The sequence below is a fragment of the Microbacterium oxydans genome, assembly GCF_026559675.1.
GTDB classification, from domain to species: Bacteria; Actinomycetota; Actinomycetes; order Actinomycetales; family Microbacteriaceae; genus Microbacterium; species Microbacterium oxydans_D.
The window spans coordinates 1,447,190-1,467,183 of record NZ_CP092891.1 but is presented as its reverse complement, the minus strand read 5'-3'; the positions used below and the strand labels follow the sequence as shown (position 1 = coordinate 1,467,183).

The following is a 19,994-nucleotide window of genomic DNA, read 5'->3' as shown; positions in this document are numbered from 1 at the left end:
CTCTCTTCTTCGGAGGCACCCATGGTGCGATTCCTCGTCATCCCGCAGTGGCAGGGCTCCCCCGCACCGCGGGCCATGCTCCTCGTCGACGGCGCCTCCGCGATCGCCGGCGACCTCCCCCGCGCAGCCACGACGGTGCTCGACGTCCCGGTCGAGGCCGGCGAGTCCCTGGGCACGGGCGTCCGCCGCCTGAGCGCGCTGTTACGCACCCGCGAGCTGGTGCACGGACACGTCGATGCCGACACCGTCGTGATCGGCGGCGACTGCAGCGTCACGGTCGCGGCGCTGGACGCGCTCCCGGGCGGGACGGACGACCTCGCCGTGGTGTGGTGCGATGCGCACGCCGACATGCACACCCCTGAGACCTCGCCGTCCGGTGCCTTCTCCGGGATGGCGCTGCGCGCTCTGCTCGGCGAGGGCGAGGAGCAGCTCGTGCTCTCCCCCGCCATCCCTGCGAACCGTGTGGTGACCGTGGGCATGCGCAACCTCGACGATGCGGAGGTCGAGCAGCTCGACCCGCTCACGAACCTCTCGGTCGAGGACCTCGAACGACCGGACGCACTGCTCGATGCGGTGCGCGCCACCGGCGCATCGCGCGTATGGGTGCACATCGATGTCGATGTGCTCGACCCCTCGGACTTCGCCGGCGTCTCGTCGTCGGTGCCCTTCGGTCTCTCCCCGGCCGCCCTGAGCGCCGCCATCCGTGCGCTGCGCACGGAGGTGCCTCTCGCCGGAGCGACGATTGCCGGTTTCGCACCGCGCTCACCCGCCGATGCGGTCGACGACCTCGGTGCGCTCCTGCGGCTGGTCGGGGCCGTGGCATGAGCGCGCGCGACGACTGGCGGCCGGCGGCCGAAGAGGCGCTGGCCCGCGGGCGGCGCTTCGACCGTCGCATCCCCGCCTTCCTGCTCCGCTCCCCGGTCAGCCGCCTCGGCTACGCCTGGGGCACCGCGGTGGGCTGGCTCTGGGGTTCGCTGTGGAGCACCGGACCTGTCGAGCGCCGCGCCGGTCTGTGGATCTTCCAGGGCATGCCGAGCCGGACCTTCAATCGAGGCGGCGTGTGCGTCGGCGGCTGCTTCCTGACGGGCGACGCCCGACCCACCGACGCCGTCCTCCGTCACGAGGCGGTGCACAAGGCGCAGTGGCTCCGCTACGGCTTCCTGATGCCGTTCCTGTATCTGTTCGCGGGCCGTGACCCGCTCCGCAACCGCTTCGAGATCGAGGCCGGTCTGGAAGACGGCAACTACGTGCGACGCTCGCGCTGAGGCGTCAGCGGTCGGCGGGCAGCAGACCGAAGCGCTCCGGTGCGTGGATGAGCGCCGGCGAGATCTCCAGCGCGTTCGTCAGGTGCTCGACGATGTCGGCCGTTCCCAGGTACCCGCCGAGGAGGGTGACCTTGGTCTCCAGCTCGTCGTCGCACATCATCTCGTCGGCCCAGGCGCAGGTCGCCCGCGCCAGAGCCTGACCCGGTGCGCAGGCACGACCGCTGCCGGGGGTGCCCGAGCGCTGCTCGCGAGCGAGCCAGGTGACGGTCATACGCCCGGGAGCGTCGATCACGCCGATGTCCGAGACCTCGGGCACCTCGATGAAGATGCGGCCGGAGGCGCAGAGCGGCAGAGTCGTCAGGAAGACCTCGAGCTCGGTGAGCGAGTGCTCGTCCGCCGTCACCAGGTGGTGTGCGCGCTGACGTGCTGCGCGGCGTTCCGCACGCGTGCTGCGGGTCTCGAGCGAGGTGTCCATGGTGATCTCATCGTACACCAAGTGAAGGCTTGCCTAACCTTGCTCCAGCTGAGTATCCGCCGGGGTCAGCGGGGCGAGGGCACCGGCTCGACGAGGGCCGCTTTCAGGTCCGCGAGCTCGCCCTCGGTCATGCCGTTCGCGCGCAGATAGCCGGCAGCCGAGCCCCAGCGCTCGTCCACCTGCTCGAGGAGTCGGCGCATCACGGGCGCGGGCGACTGGGTGGCGAGGGCCACCGCGTGCACGGCCTCCGGATGCTGGGCCCGCAGATACTCGGCGATGCGCCGCGACCGCTGGGCGGGCAGCTGCGACTCCGTGAGCGCGTAGTCCGCGATCACGGCCTCACGATCGGCGCCGACGGCCGAGAGCGCCAGAGCGACGGTCACCCCGGTGCGGTCCTTGCCGACCGTGCAGTGCACGAGCGTCGGCTCCCCCGCCGCGATGACGCGGATGGCGTCGACCAGGCGCTCGCCGCTCTCCTCGAGAAGGTGCAGGTAGAGATCGTCGAGGCTCGTGTCCGATTCGAAGAAGGAGCGGACCGAACCCAGGAACAGCGGAAGGTGCGTGGTAGCCGGCCCCTCGATCTCGGTGGGCTCCGCCGCGACCTCCTCCCCGTCGCGAAGATCGACGATGTGCCGCACGCTCGACCGCACTGCCGCCGCGCCGGCGGTGGTCGCCCCGGACAGCTGGCCCGACCGCAGCAGCACGCCGGAGCGGATGCGACCGCCCGTCGCCGGGATGCCGCCGACGTCGCGGACGTTCGTGACGCCCTCGACGTCGAGGATCGTCATGCCTGGGCCTGCGGAGTGCGGGGCGGCACCGGGTAGCGGCCGGCGATCACGATGCGGTTGAACGCATTGATGGACACGCACGCCCAGCTCAGAGCGGCGTACTCCTTCTCGGTGAAGACGCTTCCGACGAGGTCGTACACCTCGTCGGAGATGCCGTCCTCGGCGATGAACGTGAACGCCTCCGCGAGTTCGAGCGCCGCGCGCTCCCGCTCGCTGAACACACCGCTCTCGCGCCACGACGGGATCTGGGTGAGCGTGTCGGTGTCGATGCCCGCCGCAACGGCCCTGTCGACATGGATCCGGGTGCAGTAGCTGCACCCGTTCAGCTGCGAGCAGTGGATCATGACGATCTCCTTGAGGCGATCGTCGATGCCGTTGGCCGCGCAGATCTCGCCCACCGTCTTCGAGAAGGCGTCCAGCGCCTGGTAGGCGGTCGGCTCGGTCTTGGACAGGTGCACGCGCGTCTCGCTCATGACTCCATGCTATTCGGCCGGGGGCCTCGTGGCCCGAGAGGGCGCGATATCAGAGCGAATGCAAACTGCCAACCCAAGTCCGAGAATTATGTACATAAGTTACGGCGCGAGTCCGAAATCACTTGTCATGATGCTCTCGCATTTCTCCGGCGTCCCCGCAAGGGCGCAGAATGTGGACGTGGCGATCGACATCAGCGAGTTCAGCTATCTTCCCGCACAGGCCGATGCGCTCGGCGTTCCGCTTCCGGAAACACAGCGCCTCAGCCTCCCCCTCGATGACGGACGCACCCTGAGCGCCCTGCGCTTCGGGACGGAGCCTCCGCGCGTCACGCTCCTGCACGGGGCGGGGCTGAACGCCCACACCTGGGACACGACCGCCCTCGCCCTCGGGCAGCCGCTGCTCGCGATCGACCTCGCCGGACACGGCGACTCCTCCTGGCGGGACGACGTCGACTACACGCCGCGCACGCTCGCCCGCGATGTCGCGGCGGCGCTCGAGGCCTGGACCGCCGCGCCGCAGATCGTCGTCGGGCAGTCGCTCGGCGGCCTCACCGGCGCCGCACTGGCCGCCTCCCGACCCGACCTCGTCGCCGAGCTCGTGATCGTCGACATCACTCCCGGCATCGATGTGACCGCGGGACCCGCCGCGCTGCGCGAGTTCTACGCCGGTCCCACCGACTTCGCGACCCGCGACGAGCTCGTCGACAAGGCGATGTCGCTCGGCTTCGGCGGCAACCGCGCCGAGACCGAGCGCGGCGTGTTCCTCAACACCCGCGTGCGCCCGGACGGACGCGTGGAGTGGAAGCACCACTTCGCCCACCTCGCCGCCCAGGCGCTGGCCGCCCACGATGCCGGCTCCGCGACCGCGCCGTCGGTCCTGCACGAGACGGGGTGGGACGACCTGGCCGGGGTCAGCGCCCCGATCACCCTGGTCCGCGCCGAGCGGGGATTCGTCAGCGCCGCGGATGCGGCCGAGCTGCAGCGGCGCGTGCCCTCCGCCCGCGTCGTGGTCCTGGACGCGACGCACAATGTCCAGGAGACCGCGCCGGTCCTCCTGGCCTCCCTCATCGAATCGGCATCCTCCGCTCGCGGAATATGACGTTCCGTTCCACACCCGACCCGCACCCCGCCACGCATCTCTAGGCTCGATCCGACGGCACACAGCAAATGCCGCACCGAGAGGAAACGCCCATGTTCCGACGCACCCGACGTCTCGCGCTGATCTCCGCGCTCGCGGCCACCGCCGTGATCCTGAGCGCCTGCTCCGGCACCCCCGACCAGGCGCCGTCCAGCGCACCGAGCTCGCCCGACCCCGACGCGACCCTGCACGTCGGCCTCGTCCTCGAGCCGACCAACCTCGACATCCGCCACACCAGTGGCGCCGCGCTCGAGCAGATCCTCATCGACAACATCTACGAGGGCCTGGTCAGCCGAACGCAGGACAACGAGGTCGAAGGGCGTCTCGCCTCCGACTACGAGGTGTCCGACGACGGCCTCACCTACACGTTCAGCCTGAGCGACGGGATCGTGTTCCACGACGGCACCCCGCTCACGTCGGCCGATGTCGTCTCCTCGTACGAGACCGTGCGCACCGACAAGACCGTGCAGGGCAACGCCGAGTTCGCCGCCGTCACGTCGATCACCGCACCCGACGCGACCACGGTGAAGATCGTGCTCTCCGAGCCGAACCAGAACTTCCTCTTCGCACTGACCGGTCCCGCCGGCCTGGTGTTCAAGACCGGCGACAAGACCGATCTGAAGACGGCGGAGAACGGCACCGGGCCGTTCACGCTCACGCGCTGGAACACCGGCAGCAGCATCACCTTCGCGCGCAACGACGACTACTGGGGCGAGGCGGCCGGCGTCGCGCAGGTCGAGTTCCAGTACATCCCCGACTTCACGGCGGGCGTCAACGCGGCCCTCGCCCACGACGTCGACGTGCTCACCGCCGTGGACCCGAACCTCGCATCGCAGCTCGAGGGCGACTTCACCCTGACGAAGGGACGCACGACCGACAAGGCGACGCTCGCCTTCAACAACAAGAAGGCTCCGCTGGACGACGTGCGCGTGCGCGAAGCGCTGCGACTCGCGATCGACCACGAGGGCCTGATCGAGGCCGTCGGCGCCGGAACGACCCTGTACGGTCCGATCCCCGAGCTCGACCCGGGCTACGAAGATCTGTCGGACGTGATCTCCTACGACCCGGAGAAGGCCAAGTCGCTCCTGGCCGAGGCCGGTCAGGAAGACCTGGAGCTGACCCTCACGATCCCCTCGTTCTACGGCACGACGGTCCCGAAGGTGCTGATCTCCGACTTCAAGAAGGTCGGCGTGACGCTCGACGTCAACTCGGTCGAGTTCCCCACCTGGCTGGAGGACGTGTACACCAACCACGACTACGACCTGAGCTTCGTGCTCCACGTCGAGCCGCGCGACTTCGGCAACTTCGCCAACCCGGACTACTACTTCGGCTACGACAACGCGAAGGTCCAGGACCTGTACGCGAAGGCGCTGGAGGAGGTCGACCCGGACAAGTCCGCGGATCTCCTCGCGCAGGCTGCCCGCATCGTGTCGGAGGACCACGCCGCGGACTGGCTGTACAACGGCGAGACCATCACCGCGGTGAGCCCGATCGTCTCCGGGTTCCCGGAGGACTCGATCAACTCGCGCATCAACCTGGCCGACGTCACCGTCTCCGCTGAGAAGTAACGAGCGGTCACCCCTTCGTGATCCGCTACGCGCTCGTCCGAGGAGCCCTGCTCATCGCAGGGCTCCTCGTGTCGAGCGTCCTCATCTTCCTCACGCTGCGCGTCTTCCCCGGTGACGTCGCGCAGCTGATCGCCGGCACCCAGGCCTCCCCCGCCGAAGTCGATGCGCTTCGCGAGTCGCTCGGCCTGAACCGCCCCCTGCTCACGCAGTACACCGACTGGATCGGCGGGATCTTCCGCGGTGACCTCGGAACGTCGCAGCTGTCGGGCGCCTCGGTCGGTGCGGAGCTGTTGCTCAAGGCTCAGGTGACCGTGCCCCTGGGGATCATGGCCCTGCTCATCGCCGTGATCATCGCTGTGCCGTTCGGCATCCTCGCCGCCCTCCTGCGCAACCGGCGGGGCGGCACCGCACTCAGCGTGGGCGCGCAGGCCCTGGCCGCCGTGCCCGTGGTCTGGGCGGGCATGATGCTCATCGTCGTGTTCTCGGTCTGGCTCGGCTGGCTGCCACCGCAGGGCTTCCCGCGCACCGGCTGGTCGACCCCGGGCAAGGCCATCGAGTCGCTGCTGCTCCCCGCGCTGACGATCGGCATCGTCGAGGGTGCGATGCTGATGCGATTCGTCCGCAGTGCGACCCTGCAGGCCGCCGGACAGGACTTCGTCCGCACCGCCGCCGCGAAGGGACTCACCCGCACGCGCGCCCTCATCCAGCACGGCATCCCCGCCGTCGGCCTCTCGATCATCACGGTGCTCGGACTCCAGGTCGCCGGGATCATCGTGGGATCGGTCGTGATCGAGCAGCTCTTCACCCTCCCCGGCATCGGACGGATGCTGGTCGCCGACGTCGGGACCCGCGACCTCATCAAGGTGCAGAGCGAGCTGCTCGTGCTCACCGGATTCGTGTTGATCGTGGGCTTCGTGGTCGACCTCCTGCACCGCGCCATCGACCCTCGACAGCGGGAGGCCGCATGACTCCGCGCTGGCTCGGCAGGCTCTGGAGCACGGCCACGGGGCGCTTCGGGATCATCGTCATCGCCGTGATCGTCCTCGCCGCGATCGTGTCGCTGTTCTGGACGCCCTTCGACCCGCAGGCATCCGACATCGGCGACCGCTGGCTCCCGCCGAGCTGGCCGCATCTCCTCGGCACCGACGACACCGGCCGCGACATCCTCAGCCTGCTGATGGCCGGCGCGCGGACGACCGTCTTCGTGAGCATCGGCGCCGGCATCGTGGCGACCGTCGTCGGCATCGCCCTCGCCGCCCTGGGCGCACTCACCGCCCGCTGGATGCGGGAGACGGTCGCCGTGCTCGTCGACATCCTGATCGCCTTCCCCGTGCTGCTGATCGCGATGATGATCTCCTCGGTGTGGGGCGGCTCGCTCTGGGTCGTGATCTGGGCCGTCGGGATCGGCTTCGGCGTGAACATCGCCCGCGTCACGCGCCCGGAGCTGCGTCGCGTGCAGCAGAGCGACTTCGTGCTCGCCGCCCGCGCGTCCGGCCTCACGCCCACGCAGAACCTCGTGCGGCACCTGCTCCCCAACGTCGCTCCGGTGTTCATCGTGCAGCTGTCGTGGTCGATGGCCGTGGCCGTCCTCGCCGAGGCCGGCCTGTCGTACCTGGGCTTCGGCGCCTCGGTCGTGGATCCCAGCTGGGGTCTGCTGCTCGCCGACCTGCAGCGGTACATCGGGGTGCATCCGCTGTCGGTGATCTGGCCCGGCCTCACCATCACGATCACGGTGCTCGCACTGAACCTGCTGGGCGACGGGCTGCGCGAGGCGACCGACCCGACCCTGCGCCACCGCGCCGCCGAGATCCACACCCCGGCGGTGGTCGCATGAGTCTCTCCGTGCAGGATCTCGTGATCGAGATCGATGGACGCCGGGTGGTCGACGGCGTCTCCTTCGAGGTGCCGGACGGCGCGCGCCTGGGCCTGATCGGCGAGTCGGGGTCGGGCAAGTCGCTCACCGCCCTCGCGGTCCTCGGGCTCCTCCCCGACGGCGCGACCGCGAGCGGCAGCATCCGCTGGAACGGCACCGAGCTGATCGGGATGCCGGATCGTGAACTGGCGCAGCTGCGCGGCGACGACATCGGGATCGTGTTCCAGGAGCCGCGCACGGCCCTGAACCCCATCCGCACGGTCGGGCGGCAGATCGCGGAGTCGATCCGGATCCACGAGGGGATCGGCCGCCGCGAGGCGAGGGAGCGCGCGATCGCCGAGGCGGCCCGCGTGCGGCTGCCCGATCCGGAGTCGATCGTGGACCGGTATCCGCACCAGCTCTCCGGCGGTCAGCGGCAGCGTGTCGCGATCGCGATGGCGCTCGCGTGCCGCCCGAAGCTGCTGATCGCCGACGAGCCGACGACGGCCCTCGACGTCACGATCCAGGCCGAGATCCTCTCGCTGCTGCTCGCCCTCGTCGCCGACGAGGGCATGTCCCTGGTGTTCATCACCCACGACCTCGCCGTCCTCGCGCAGGTCGCCACCGAGGGCGTGGTGCTCGAGCACGGGCGGGTCGTGGAAGCGGCACCCGTGTCGCGGCTCCTGTCCGCGCCGACATCGCCGATCACCCAGGGGCTGCTGCGTGACGCGACGGCGACCCTCTGGCGTCCGGACGGAGGAGTCGCATGACCCTGATCGAGGCCCGGGGACTCGGGCGCGACTTCTTCGCCCCCCAGCGGACCACGTTCGCGCGCGCGCGCACCCAGACGGCACTGTCACCGACCGACCTCGACATCGTCGAGGGCTCATCCGTCGGCATCATCGGCGAATCCGGTTCCGGCAAGTCCACGCTGGTGCGGCTGCTGCTGGGGCTCGACCGGCCGACCACCGGGACCGTGAGCATCGACGGGCGACGGGTGGACGCCGCGGCCTCCGCGAAGTCGCTGCACTGGCTGCGCCGCGAGACCGGCCTGGTGTTCCAGGACCCCTACGCGTCCCTCGACCCGAGGATGACGGCCGGACAGATCGTGGGCGAACCCCTGTGGGCCCTGGACATCCCGGGCGACCGCCGGGCCCGCGTGCACGAGGTGCTCGCCCAGGTCGGCCTGGAGCCGGAGATGGCCGACCGCTACCCGCATGAGTTCTCCGGAGGGCAGCGGCAGCGCATCGCCCTCGCGCGGGCGATCGTGCACCGCCCCCGCATCCTTGTGGGCGACGAGCCGCTGTCGGCGCTCGACGTGACGGTGCGCGCGCAGATCCTCGAGCTGCTGATCGAGCTGCGGCGGACGACGGATCTCACCCTGGTGCTGGTGTCGCACGACATCGGCGTGGTGCAGAACCTGTGCGACACCGTCATGGTCATGAAGGACGGCCACGTCGTCGAGCGCGGCTCCACTCAGGATGTGCTCCTGCGCCCCGCCCACGAATACACGAAGACGCTGCTCGCCGCGATCCCGGTCATCCCCGGCAGCCCCGGTCGCTGAGCGACCGCCACCCGACCACCGGTCGTTGAGCGAGCGCCAGCGAGACGAAACGTCCCGTCAGCGGCGTGCCCCGAAGAGGCTCCCCCGACGTCGCCCGGTCGGCTTGAGCACGCGCCGCATGTACACGGTGCCCAGCTCCCGACCGAACTTGTAGCCGACGCGCCCCATCCGTCCCGCCTCGACGAACCCGAGCTTCGCGTGCAGGCGCACCGATGCCTCGGCGCCGCTGTCGCTGATGACCGCGACCATCTCGCGGAGGCCGATCTGCTCGCAGGCGTCGATCAGCGCCTGCAGGAGCGCGGCGCCGAGCCCCTTGCCTCCCGCGCCCGGTCCGAGATAGATGGAGTCCTCGACCGTGTACTTGTAGGCGTTCTTCCCCGCCCAGGGCTGAGCGAGCGCGTACCCGATGACCACCCCGGCGGGCGACACCGCGACGAGGAACGGCAGCCCCAGCCGCGTGAGCAGCGCGTACTTGTCCCGCCAGTACGGGATGCTGCTGCGCCGTTCGTCGAGCGTGACGGCGGAGTTGCTCACGAAGTGGTTGTAGATCTCGCGGATGTGCGGGAGATCCGCCGGCCGCGCTGCGCGGATCGTGTACGAGAACACCTCGGGCGCCGATGCGGGCCGCAGGTGGCGCGGCAGGACGCGGCGACGGTCCCCCGGCTCGAACTGCATGCGCTCAGCTTAGAGACGGAGCGGGCTCGCCTTCCACTCTCCAGTCGACCGGATCGGCGCCCTGCTCCGCGAGCAGCGCGTTCGCGCGGGAGAACGGGCAGGAGCCGAAGAACCCGCGACGGGCCGAGAGCGGAGACGGATGGGCCGAGGCGATGATCGGCGTCTCGCCGAGCAGCGGCTGCAGGTTCGCGGCATCCTTTCCCCACAGGATCGCGACGAGCGGCTGGTCGCGGGCCACGAGCGTGCGGATCGCGAGCTCGGTGACCTTCTCCCACCCCCACCCGCGGTGCGAGGCGGCGGCACCGGAACGCACCGTGAGGACACGGTTCAGCAGCAGCACGCCCTGGTCGCTCCACGCGGTGAGATCGCCGTGCGGAGCGGGCGGGATCCCCAGATCGCTCTCGCGCTCCTTGTAGATGTTGGAGAGGCTGCGCGGCAGCGGGCGCACCTCGCGGGCGACCGCGAACGACAGGCCGATGGGGTGCCCCGGCGTCGGGTACGGATCCTGCCCGGTGATGAGCACCCGCACATCCGCCAACGGCCGCTGGAACGCCCGGAGCACGTTCTCCCCGGCGGGCAGATAGCCGTGCCCTGCCTCCTGCTCGGCGCGGAGTCGCTCACCGAGCTCGGTGACCACGTCCTGCACCGGCGCGAGGGCTTCCGCCCACCCGGCGTCGATCCGGCCGTCCGCGGCGAGCTGGGCCAGGGACTGCGCCATCGTCAGTCGATCGAGCGCACACGCAGCGGTCCGCGAGCGAGCAGGTGCTGGGCCGACTGTGCGACGGGACGCATCGTGATCAGGTCGAGGTTGACGTGGGCCGGCGACTCCAGCGCGTACGCGATCACGTCGGCCACGTCGTCGGCCACGAGAGGAGCCTCGACTCCCGCGTAGACGGCCTCGGCGGCGACGGAGTCCCCACCCAGGCGGTTGAGCGTGAACTCCTCCGTGTGCACCATGCCCGGAGCGACCTCGACGACGCGGATCGGCTCGCCGTTGAGCTCCTGGCGGAGGACCTTCACCAGCATCCCCTCGGCCGCCTTCGCCGCGTTGTACCCGCCGCCGCCCGCGTACGCCGACTGCGCCGCCGTGGAGGTGACGAAGATCGTGTCCGCGTGGCCGTCGACCTCCGCCGCACGACGCAGCAGGGGAAGCAGGCCGGCGACCAGACGCTGGCTCGCCAGGACGTTCGCGTCGAACATCCACTGCCAGTCCTCGGTGGAGGCGTCCTCGATCCGGTCGGTGCCGCGGGCGCCGCCCGCCACCTGCACCAGCGCGTGCACCGGCCCCGACGCCGCGAGTTCGCCGATGAGCGCCTCGACGGCCGCGGCATCCGTCAGGTCGCATGCGATCGCGGATGCTCCGGTCTCCGCGGCGAGCGCCGACAGCCGATCCTCGCGTCGGGCGACCCCGACGACATCCCATCCCCGAGCGCGGAGCGCACGCACCGTCGCTGCGCCGATGCCGGAACTCGCACCTGTCACCACTGCACGTCTGTTCACCATGCCTCCACCGTACGATGTTCCCCGCGGAATGCAGAGTCCCGCACGGGGCTGTCGCAGATCCGCTCAGCCCCGTGTTTCCGGGGCTGAGCTGTGTTACGTCACATTTCCCGACTGTTGTTGACAAGGGACGATGTTCCGTACTCTCGCTGCAACGGCATCCGCCACCCGACCTTCCGACCACTCCTGGGGGAAACACATGTCCGCACCCGAGTCCTGGCGCTTCGAGACCAAGCAGATCCACTCGGGCGCTGCCCCCGACCCGGTCACCAAGGCCCGCGCCACGCCGATCTACCAGACCACGTCCTACGTGTTCGACAGCGCGGACCACGCGGCGAACCTCTTCGCCCTCGCGGAGTTCGGCAACATCTACACCCGCATCCAGAACCCGACGCAGGATGTGCTGGAGCAGCGTCTCGCCGCCCTCGAAGGCGGCACCGGTGCCCTCGTCCTCGCCAGCGGCCAGGCGGCCTCGACGTTCGCGATCCTGAACATCGCGCAGGCCGGTGACCACTTCGTCGCCTCGAGCTCGATCTACGGCGGCACGTACAACCTCTTCAAGTACACGCTCGCGAAGCTCGGCATCGAGGTCACGTTCGTCGAGAACCAGGACGACCCCGAGGAGTGGCGCCGCGCCGTCCGCCCGAACACGAAGCTGTTCTTCGCGGAGACCATCGGCAACCCGCAGATCAACATCCTCGACATCCGCGCGGTCTCCGACATCGCGCACGAGAACGGCGTGCCGCTCATCGTCGACAACACGATCGCCACCCCGTACCTGATCCGCCCGTTCGAGTTCGGCGCCGACATCGTCGTGCACTCGGTCACCAAGTTCCTCGGCGGCCACGGCACCACCATCGGCGGCGCGATCATCGACGGCGGCACCTTCGAGTGGTCGAAGAACGTCGACACCTTCCCGGGCCTCACGGTTCCGGACCCCTCGTACCACGGCGCGAGCTACACCGCCGCCGTCGGCGACCCGCTTGCGTACATCATCAAGGCCCGCGTGCAGCTGCTCCGCGACCTCGGCTCGGCGATCGCCCCGCAGAGCGCGTGGAACCTCATCCAGGGCATCGAGACGCTGTCGCTGCGCATCGAGCGCCACGTGCAGAACGCCCAGGAGATCGCCGAGTGGCTCGACGGCCGCGACGACGTCGCGACGGTGAACTACTCGGGTCTGCCCTCCTCGCCCTGGTACGCCAAGGCCAACGAGTACGCTCCCCGGGGCGTCGGCGCGGTGCTGTCGTTCGAGCTCAAGGGCGGCGTGGAGGCCGGCCGCGAGTTCGTCAACAGCCTGTCGCTGTTCAGCCACCTCGCCAACATCGGCGACGTGCGCTCGCTCGTCATCCACCCGGCGTCGACCACGCACGCGCAGCTCACTCCCGAGCAGCAGCTCACGGCCGGTGTCACCCCGGGCCTCGTGCGCCTCTCGGTCGGCATCGAGAACATCGAGGACCTCAAGGCCGATCTCGACCAGGCTCTCGCCGCCGCTCGCGCCGTCTCGGAGGCCGCACGCGCCTGACGCGCCTGACCACCACGAGGATGCCCCGGACCGAAAGGTCCGGGGCATCCTCGTGTCCGCCGGGGGCTCCCTCATCCGGCCGACCCACAGGCTGTTCCCTCCACAATGGAACTCCCGCCGTGAGGAGTGCATGATCGACGTCGAACAACGACCGCCGCGGCTCCGGCGAACCACGACGCGTCATGCCAGACGACTCGCGGTCGCCGCCGTCGTGATGCTGGTCGTGGTCATCTGCGGATGGGTGCCCGGCGTCGTCGGCACGGCGGTCGCCGCCGCCCTCCCCTGGCTCGGCCTGCTCCTCCTCGCGATGATGGTCACGGCGCTGTTCCTCGCCCGTCGGGTGATCGTGCTCATCCTGGTTCCCGCCCTGCTCTGGTTCCTCGCGATGTCGCCGGCGCTTCCCACATTCCCCGCTCCTGCCGGCTCGGCGTCCGCCTCGGCCTCCCCCCTCACGGTCGTGAGTCAGAACGTCCGCGCGCGCTCCGGTGGCGCTGCCGCATCCGCGACCGCGCTCGCCGAGAGCGGCGCCGACGTGATCGCGCTGACCGAGCTCGACGGCGACAGCCTCGCCGCCGCGAGCGAGGTGCTCGCCGAGGAGTACCCGCACTCGTTCACGGTCGGCACCGTCGCCGTGTGGAGCCGCTATCCGCTCACCGACGCCGAGCCGCTCACGCTCGGCCTCAGCTGGAAGCGCGCCCTCCGCGTCGAGGTGCAGACGCCCACGGCACCCGTCGCCGTCTACGTGCTGCATGCCGCGTCCGTCCGCCCCGGCCATCAGCAGGATCGCGACACGATGCTGGGCGGCATCGCCGAGCAGGTCGCGGCCGACCCCGCCGACGCGCTCATCGTCGTCGGCGACTTCAACGCGCCATCGACCGACCCGGCACTGGCGGCACTGCGCGCGGAGGCCGACTGGGTCCGACCGACCGACGGATCCCTGGGATTCACGTGGCCGGTGGCGTTCCCCCTGGTCCGGATCGATCAGGTCTTCGTCCGCGGACTCGACGTGATCACCTCGAGCACGATGCGCGCCGGGCACAGCGATCACCTCGCCACGGTGACGCGGGTGCGCTGAGAGACGCACCGCGACGCGCCCGAGAGGCCGACACCGGGTCGTAACCTGCCGCCGCAGGCTCCTCCGCCAGGCGAGAATGGAGACATGGACTGGCAGACGACCTCCGAGGACACGGTGCCGTCGGCGCCCGTGACGGAGGCCGACGTCCGGCTGCTCCGTGCCCGCCCACCCGCGACGGGTGCCTGGCGCGACGGCGACCCCGTCGGCGGCCGGCGCTTCGCCGCGTTCGGCGCGTTCGCGACCGAGAGCGGCGCCGAGCTGCCCGGCATCCGGATCGCCTACGAGTCGTGGGGCGAGCTGAACGCCGCCCGCGACAACGCCGTCCTGGTGCTGCACGCCCTCACCGGCGACAGCCACGTGCGCGGCGCCGCCGGATCCGGCCACCCGACCGTGGGGTGGTGGGAGGACATCACCGGTCCCGGCGCCCCGCTCGACACCGACCGCTGGTTCGTGATCGCCCCGAACATGCTCGGCGGTTGCCAGGGGTCCACGGGGCCGGCGAGCGTCGCCCCCGACGGCTACGAATGGGCCTCGCGCTTCCCGTACCTGACCATCCGCGACCAGGTCACTGCGCAGGTGCGCCTCGCCGACGCCCTCGGCATCGACAGCTGGGCAGCGGTCATCGGCGGTTCCATGGGCGGAATGCACGCCCTGGAGTGGGCGGTGATGCAGCCCGAACGCGTGCAGCGGCTGGCCGTCCTCTCGTCGCCCCCGGTCACGACGGCCGACCAGATCGCCCTCAACACGGTGCAGCTGGAGACGATCCGGATGGATCCGCGTTTCCAGGGCGGCGAGTACTACGACCTCGGCGACGGCGACGGCCCCCATCGCGGGCTCGCGCTCGCGCGCCGCATGGCGCTGCTGAACTACCGCAGCCCGATCGAGCTCAACCAGCGCTTCCAACGGTCCTGGCAGTCGGATGTGTCGCCGCTCGGTCATGGCGGACGTTTCGCGGTGGAGTCGTACCTCGACTTCCACGGCAACAAGTTCACCCGACGATTCGACGCGAACAGCTACATCACGCTCGTAGAGGCCATGAACTCGCACGACGTCGGTCGCGGACGCGGCGGTGTCGAGGAGGCCCTGCACGCCGTCACCGCCACCACGCTCGTGCTCGGCATCGACAGCGACCGCCTGTTCCCCGTCGACGGGCAGCAGCGCATCGCCCGCAGCATCCCTCACGTGATCGACGACGAGGCCGTGGTCCTCACCAGCGACTTCGGACACGACGGCTTCCTCATCGAGACGGATGCCGTCGGCTCGAACCTCCGTCGACTGCTCGAGAGCTGAGCCGCACCGCACGAAGCCCCGCCGGACGGAGACGCGCCGCTCAGTCGGCGACGAACCGCCAGGGCAGTGCACCCGCTTCGAGGCGCCCCTGCTCCCAGGCGAACGCGCGACCGGCTTCCGTCTCGAGCACCCTCGTCTGGAACAGCTGCGCCGACCCGCCGGACGACAGCGCGGACGCCGCGTCGGTGAAGGCGGAGAGCTGATGCAGCGTGATCCACGTGGGCGGATACAGCGTCCACTCCCCCGCGCCGTGACGCGCCAGGGCTTCGGCGGGAGTCGTCCAGGTCAGCTCCGCCACCTCGTCGGCGGACGGCACGGGCTCCCCGTCCGGCGCCTCCGCCAGGAAGAACCAGGTGCGGATCCGGGTGGGGGCTTCGCTCGGCGGCCGCCACTCCGACAGCACCACCGGATCATCGACCACGAGTCCGACCTCCTCGAAGGTCTCCCGGATCGCCGCGCGGCGCGCGTCCTCGACCTCGTCGTCGCCCGCACGGCGGTCGCTCGGCTCGACCTTGCCGCCCGGGAAGACCCAGGCGTCGGCGAACGACCCGCGATCGGGCCGACGCATCAGCAGCACCTCGAAGCCCGCCGGGGCGGGGCGCAGCAGCACGGCGGTGCCGGCGACGGGGAGGGACGGCTCTGAGGCGCTCACCCCGTCACTCTACGACGCGGTGTGCCCCACCGCTGCGGGACGGCGCGCCTCGACCCGATAGGACAGCAGCGCGATGAGCAGGCCGGCGATGGCCAGGACCGCCCCGGTCCACGCGGGCGCCGTGAAGCCCCAGCCGACGGCGATCACGATGCCACCGAGGAAGGCACCGAGGCTGTTCCCGATGTTGAGGGCGGAGTGGTTCATCGCCGCGGCGATCGACTGGTTGTCGCCGGCGACGTCCATGAGACGCGTCTGGATCGTCGGACTCAGCACCGAGGAGACGAAGCCGACCACGACCACGAGGAAGCCGAGGCTCACGATCCAGAAGGACAGCAGCGCGAGCGACGCGAACACCAGCGCCATCGCCGCGAGCCCGAACAGCAGCGTACGACGCAGGTCGATGTCGGCCAGGTGCCCGCCGACCAGGTTTCCGGCCGTCATGCCGATGCCCATCAGCACGAGGATGATCGGCACGACCCATTCGGGCGACCCGGCGACCTCCGTCACCAGCGGGGCGATGTAGCTGTAGACGGCGAAGAAGCCGCCGAAGCCGATTGCGCCGACGCCCAGGGTGAACCACACCTGCGGGAAGCGGAACACCCGCAGCTCCTGCCGCATCGTGCGACCGGGGTCACCAGGGTGCTCCGGCACGAACAGGGCGATGCAGAGCGTGGCGAGGGCGAACACGATCGCCACGACGGCGAAGGCCGCGCGCCAGCCCCATTCCTGCCCGAGGAAGGTGCCCAGCGGCACACCGACGACGTTCGCCACCGTAAGGCCGGTGAGGATGAAGGCCACGCCCTTGGCGCGGTTGCCCGGTCCCATGACGTCGGCCGCGACGAGGGCGCCGATGCCGAAGTAGGCGCCGTGCGGAAGCCCGGCGAGGAAGCGGGAGGCGGCGACGAGCTCGAAGGTCGGCAGGATCACGGTAAGCGCGTTGAACAGGGTCAGCGCCAGCGCGAGCACGATCATCACCCGATGCCGCGGATAGCGTGCGACGAACCCGGCGATGGTCGGGGCGCCGACCACCACGCCGAGGGCATACAGCGAGATCAGCCAGCCGGCCTGGCTCAGCGCCTCTTCCTGGCTGGTCGCCCAGAGCGAGGGCAGCAGGTCGGCGGCGATGTTGGGCAGCAGGCCCATGACCACGAACTCGGTCATGCCGATGCCGAAGCTGCCTATGGCGAGAGAGAGGAGCGCCCTCTTCGCCGCACCCCTCGATTCCGTCGAGGGATTCACCGGATCAGCTTAGCGGTCGTCGGAGTGGTCGATGACCGCTCCGGCGCGGTCGCGCCCCATGAAGACGTCGATCTCGTCCTGCCGCTCGACCTGGAACCCGTGGCGCTCGTAGAGCCGGCGCGCGGGGCTGCCCTGGAGCACGTTGAGCCGGTAGCGCCGGGACTCGTCGAGCAGCATCGCCAGGACGCGACCGCCCACACCACGGCCCTGCTGCGCAGTCGCGATGTAGAAGTGCTCGAGCCAATGCGCCTCGCCCTCGCGACGGAGGGCCACGGAGCCGCTGTCCTCGCCGTCGACGAGGATGATCCGGGTGTCCGCCGGGTCGAACGCGTCCCGGAACCTCTGCCGCACGCGGATGTCGTCGTAGCGTCCGAGCCGCTCCAGATCGGGACGGAGGACGATCGCGCGGAGCTCCGCGATCCACTCGACGTCGTCGGCGACCGCCGGACGGAGCGCGACGTGCGCAGGAGCGCGGAGGTCAGTCACCGGACTCGTCGATCGCCGCCTCCAGGCGCTCGATCTTCGCGTCGAGCTCGCCCGAGTAGCCGGGGCGGATGTCGGCCTTGAGCACGAGCGAGACCCGGGAGCCGAACGGCATGACGGCCTCGGTGGCGCGCTTCACGACGTCCATGACCGTGTCCCAGTCCGGTCCCTCGATCTCGGTGAACATGCTCGTGGTGCGGTGCGGCAGGCCCGACTCGCGCACCACGCGCACGGCGGCGGCCACCGCGTCGTGCACGGAGGCGTCGGTGCGCTCGGCACCGTCGGCGGGGGTGCCGCTCGGGGCGACGGAGAAGGCGATCAGCATGGGTTCACTCCCTGGTTTTCGGATGACGGGTGGCCGGCACGCGCACGAGAGCGCGGACTCCGACCACGAGAAGGACGAGGAGGAGGACGTTGCGCACGGTGAGCACCGCGACGGCGAGCGCATCGGCGCGCAGCAGGGCGTCGTAGCCCAGCGGGTACACGAGACAGGTCAACAGGCACAGCGCCAGCACGAGGACCGCCGGTGTGCGCGCCCGCACCCGATCCAGCACGAGCCACAGGATGACCGGGGCGATGAGCCAGGTCTGGAACTGCGGGGAGCCGACCTTGTTGGTGACGATGAGCAGCGCCACCAGGGTGAGCGCCAGGGGCGGGAACAGTCGCGGGAAGGTGGCACCGCGCATCGCCTTCACCGCCCCGACGGCCGTGACCGCCAGCACCGAGAGCGCCATCAGCGGGGTGAGCGCTGCGGCCACGGCGTCCACTCCGGGCGCGGTGATCTGGAAGGTCAGGATCTCGAAGCTGTACTCGATCCGGGCGGCTCCGGCGACGGCGAGCCAGAGGAACGGCGTCGCCGCCACGGCCTCGATCTGCAGCCCTCGACCGGTCTGCTCGGTCAGGAATCCGAGGATCTCGGTGTCCGCCCCGAGCAGGAGGAGCAGCGCGATCACGCCTCCCGAGACGATCACGGCGGTGAGCAGCATCCGGAAGCGCGCGCGCGCGGCCACCACCGCGGCGAGGAGGAGCGCTCCGGGCCAGATCTTGATCCAGGCGCCGATCGTCAGCAGTGCGGCGGCGACGGCCGGCCGCGAGACGAGCCAGAGTCCGCCGATCACGGCGATGGGCACCGTGATCGCATCGATCCGGTACAGCGCGATGGGTCCGAGCAGCAGCAGCGCGGCGCACCAGAACCAGGCCGCCATCCGTCGCGCGTGAGACGGCGAGCGCCCGACGAGCACGCCGAACGCGACGGCGTCGAGGATGACGACCAGCACGGCCCATCCCACCAGGTATGCGCTCGAGACCCCGAGCAGCGGCACCAGCGGCGCCGAGAGTCCCGACGCGAGCAGCATCGGCACCAGGGCGAGCTGCGGATACACCCAGGTCTCCGTGATGCCCACGATCGGTCCCCCGCCGAGCGCCGTCGACGCCCAGGGCTCGTAGACCAGGACGACGTCGCCCATCGGCTGGCTCGGATACACCCAGCCCAGCCAGGCGGTGACCAGATGCACGAGCAGGAACGCGCTCCACAGCACGACCACTCCGGTCATCGACCTGCGAGTCACGCCAGGACGCTCTCGATCGCGGACGGGAGGGCTTCCGCCACGTCCAGCGCGACGATCGGATGGCCCGGTCCGCCGTCGAGCACGCCCGCGGCGATCCGGGCGGCATGTCCGTGCAGCCACGCGCCGGCGGCGGCGGCCTCGCTGAGAGAAGCATCCGGATTGGCGGCGAGCACCGCGCCGAGCACGCCCGCGAGCACGTCTCCCGTGCCTGCGGTCGCCAGCCACCCGGTTCCGGCCTCGACGGCCAGAACGGCTCCGTCGGGGGCGGCGATGAGCGTGCGCGCGCCCTTGAGCAGCACGGTTCCACCGATCTTCGCGGCGACCTGTCGTGCGGCATCGGCTCGGGCGTCGTCGGCTCGGGCGTCGTCGGTCGACGACACCCGGAGCCGCTCCTGCAGGCGTGCGAATTCCCGGGCGTGGGGCGTCACCAGGAACGGCGCGCGTGCCCCGGGCGCGAGGTCCAGCGCCCCCGCGTCGATGACCACCGGCGCGCTGCCGGCGAGGATCTCGCGAAGCGCGACGCCCTCCGCATCCGAGCGGTCCGCCGGATCCGTGCCGGAGCCGATCACCCAGGCGTCCACGCGCGAGCGCCCGGCATCCGCCCCGACGACTGTCTCCGGGCGACGGGCGAGCACGGCGTCGGCGACCCGCTCCGCTCCGACGTACCGGACGAATCCCGCCCCCGACCGCCACGCGGCCTCGACCCCGAGCACGGCCGCGCCCGGATACGCCGGCGATCCGGTGCGCAGGGCGACGACGCCGCGGGCGTACTTGTCGTCCTCCGCGGTCGGCGCACGGAACAACCGCGCCGTGTCGCTGCGGGTCCACTCGCGCACCTCGAACATGACTCCACGTTAGTGCGACGGC

At 70.7% G+C, this 19,994-nt stretch carries 23 protein-coding genes; 11 read left to right on the top strand and 12 right to left on the bottom strand.

The window, feature by feature from the left end:
* Positions 1-21: 21 nt before the first annotated feature.
* Positions 22-825, top strand: coding sequence for an arginase family protein (locus MME74_RS06955; protein WP_267418028.1), 804 nt, complete (start codon positions 22-24; stop codon positions 823-825).
* Positions 822-1,265, top strand: a complete 444-nt coding sequence (locus tag MME74_RS06950) for a Fe-S oxidoreductase (protein WP_267418026.1) — start codon at positions 822-824, stop codon at positions 1,263-1,265. Before MME74_RS06955 ends, MME74_RS06950 begins: the two co-directional genes overlap by 4 nt.
* A 4-nt stretch (positions 1,266-1,269) precedes the next feature.
* Here the strand turns inward: MME74_RS06950 and MME74_RS06945 are convergent, their stop codons facing one another.
* From MME74_RS06945 to MME74_RS06935, 3 genes are all read right to left on the bottom strand, one after another.
* Positions 1,270-1,740 (bottom strand): SIP domain-containing protein, encoded by a 471-nt coding sequence (locus MME74_RS06945; protein ID WP_267418024.1) that lies wholly within the window; start codon positions 1,738-1,740, stop codon positions 1,270-1,272.
* A 65-nt stretch (positions 1,741-1,805) separates the two neighbouring features.
* Positions 1,806-2,528 (bottom strand): tyrosine-protein phosphatase, encoded by a 723-nt coding sequence (locus tag MME74_RS06940; RefSeq protein WP_267418023.1) that lies wholly within the window; start codon positions 2,526-2,528, stop codon positions 1,806-1,808.
* Positions 2,525-3,001 (bottom strand): carboxymuconolactone decarboxylase family protein, encoded by a 477-nt coding sequence (locus MME74_RS06935; protein WP_267418021.1) that lies wholly within the window; start codon positions 2,999-3,001, stop codon positions 2,525-2,527. Before MME74_RS06935 ends, MME74_RS06940 begins: the two co-directional genes overlap by 4 nt.
* Before the next feature lie 172 nt (positions 3,002-3,173).
* Between MME74_RS06935 and MME74_RS06930 the strand changes: the two genes are divergently transcribed.
* The 6 genes from MME74_RS06930 (at position 3,174) to MME74_RS06905 (ending at position 9,123) form a co-directional block, all read left to right on the top strand.
* Positions 3,174-4,100, top strand: a complete 927-nt coding sequence (locus tag MME74_RS06930) for an alpha/beta fold hydrolase (protein WP_267418020.1) — start codon at positions 3,174-3,176, stop codon at positions 4,098-4,100.
* Between the two features lie 92 nt (positions 4,101-4,192).
* The gene (locus MME74_RS06925) at positions 4,193-5,707 is read left to right on the top strand and encodes an ABC transporter substrate-binding protein (protein WP_267418019.1); all 1,515 of its coding nucleotides are present in this window, start codon (positions 4,193-4,195) and stop codon (positions 5,705-5,707) included.
* A gap of 17 nt (positions 5,708-5,724) precedes the next feature.
* On the top strand, positions 5,725-6,675 hold the full coding sequence (locus MME74_RS06920; protein WP_267418018.1) for an ABC transporter permease: 951 nt from the start codon (positions 5,725-5,727) through the stop codon (positions 6,673-6,675).
* Positions 6,672-7,541, top strand: a complete 870-nt coding sequence (locus tag MME74_RS06915; protein ID WP_267418017.1) for an ABC transporter permease — start codon at positions 6,672-6,674, stop codon at positions 7,539-7,541. The genes MME74_RS06920 and MME74_RS06915 overlap by 4 nt, the downstream gene beginning before the upstream one ends.
* Positions 7,538-8,329, top strand: coding sequence for an ATP-binding cassette domain-containing protein (locus MME74_RS06910; protein WP_267418016.1), 792 nt, complete (start codon positions 7,538-7,540; stop codon positions 8,327-8,329). Before MME74_RS06915 ends, MME74_RS06910 begins: the two co-directional genes overlap by 4 nt.
* Entirely contained in the window at positions 8,326-9,123 is a 798-nt protein-coding gene (locus MME74_RS06905; RefSeq protein ID WP_267418015.1) for an ABC transporter ATP-binding protein, read from the top strand. Before MME74_RS06910 ends, MME74_RS06905 begins: the two co-directional genes overlap by 4 nt.
* A gap of 57 nt (positions 9,124-9,180) precedes the next feature.
* On the opposite strand, the gene MME74_RS06900 is transcribed toward MME74_RS06905, so the two are convergent.
* Genes MME74_RS06900 through MME74_RS06890 form a run of 3 tightly spaced genes read right to left on the bottom strand, consistent with a single transcriptional unit; the run spans position 9,181 to position 11,301 of the window.
* Positions 9,181-9,798 (bottom strand): GNAT family N-acetyltransferase, encoded by a 618-nt coding sequence (locus MME74_RS06900; protein WP_267418014.1) that lies wholly within the window; start codon positions 9,796-9,798, stop codon positions 9,181-9,183.
* Positions 9,799-9,802: 4 nt separating this feature from the next.
* Positions 9,803-10,516 (bottom strand): uracil-DNA glycosylase, encoded by a 714-nt coding sequence (locus MME74_RS06895; RefSeq protein ID WP_267418013.1) that lies wholly within the window; start codon positions 10,514-10,516, stop codon positions 9,803-9,805.
* Between the two features lie 2 nt (positions 10,517-10,518).
* Complete coding sequence (locus MME74_RS06890) at positions 10,519-11,301, bottom strand: SDR family oxidoreductase (protein WP_267418012.1); 783 nt, start codon at positions 11,299-11,301, stop codon at positions 10,519-10,521.
* Positions 11,302-11,497: 196 nt separating this feature from the next.
* On the opposite strand from MME74_RS06890, the gene MME74_RS06885 reads away from it, so the two are divergent.
* From MME74_RS06885 to metX, 3 genes are all read left to right on the top strand, one after another.
* A complete protein-coding gene (locus MME74_RS06885; RefSeq protein WP_267418011.1) occupies positions 11,498-12,820 on the top strand; it encodes a bifunctional o-acetylhomoserine/o-acetylserine sulfhydrylase in 1,323 nt (440 codons plus the stop codon).
* A gap of 130 nt (positions 12,821-12,950) precedes the next feature.
* On the top strand, positions 12,951-13,895 hold the full coding sequence (locus tag MME74_RS06880) for an endonuclease/exonuclease/phosphatase family protein (protein WP_267418010.1): 945 nt from the start codon (positions 12,951-12,953) through the stop codon (positions 13,893-13,895).
* An 84-nt stretch (positions 13,896-13,979) separates the two neighbouring features.
* Complete coding sequence (gene metX / locus MME74_RS06875; protein ID WP_267418009.1) at positions 13,980-15,185, top strand: homoserine O-acetyltransferase MetX; 1,206 nt, start codon at positions 13,980-13,982, stop codon at positions 15,183-15,185.
* 40 nt (positions 15,186-15,225) lie between these two features.
* Here the strand turns inward: metX and MME74_RS06870 are convergent, their stop codons facing one another.
* The 6 genes from MME74_RS06870 to MME74_RS06845 are packed head-to-tail and all read right to left on the bottom strand — an operon-like array spanning position 15,226 to position 19,972.
* Entirely contained in the window at positions 15,226-15,837 is a 612-nt protein-coding gene (locus MME74_RS06870; RefSeq protein ID WP_267418008.1) for an NUDIX hydrolase, read from the bottom strand.
* A gap of 9 nt (positions 15,838-15,846) precedes the next feature.
* Positions 15,847-17,076, bottom strand: coding sequence for an MFS transporter (locus MME74_RS06865; RefSeq protein WP_267418006.1), 1,230 nt, complete (start codon positions 17,074-17,076; stop codon positions 15,847-15,849).
* Positions 17,077-17,085: 9 nt separating this feature from the next.
* Positions 17,086-17,562 (bottom strand): GNAT family N-acetyltransferase, encoded by a 477-nt coding sequence (locus MME74_RS06860; protein WP_267418005.1) that lies wholly within the window; start codon positions 17,560-17,562, stop codon positions 17,086-17,088.
* Positions 17,555-17,884, bottom strand: a complete 330-nt coding sequence (locus MME74_RS06855; RefSeq protein ID WP_267418004.1) for a thiamine-binding protein — start codon at positions 17,882-17,884, stop codon at positions 17,555-17,557. Before MME74_RS06855 ends, MME74_RS06860 begins: the two co-directional genes overlap by 8 nt.
* 4 nt (positions 17,885-17,888) lie before the next feature.
* Positions 17,889-19,127, bottom strand: a complete 1,239-nt coding sequence (locus tag MME74_RS06850) for a hypothetical protein (protein ID WP_267418003.1) — start codon at positions 19,125-19,127, stop codon at positions 17,889-17,891.
* Positions 19,124-19,972, bottom strand: a complete 849-nt coding sequence (locus MME74_RS06845; RefSeq protein ID WP_267418002.1) for an NAD(P)H-hydrate dehydratase — start codon at positions 19,970-19,972, stop codon at positions 19,124-19,126. Before MME74_RS06845 ends, MME74_RS06850 begins: the two co-directional genes overlap by 4 nt.
* Positions 19,973-19,994: the final 22 nt, after the last annotated feature.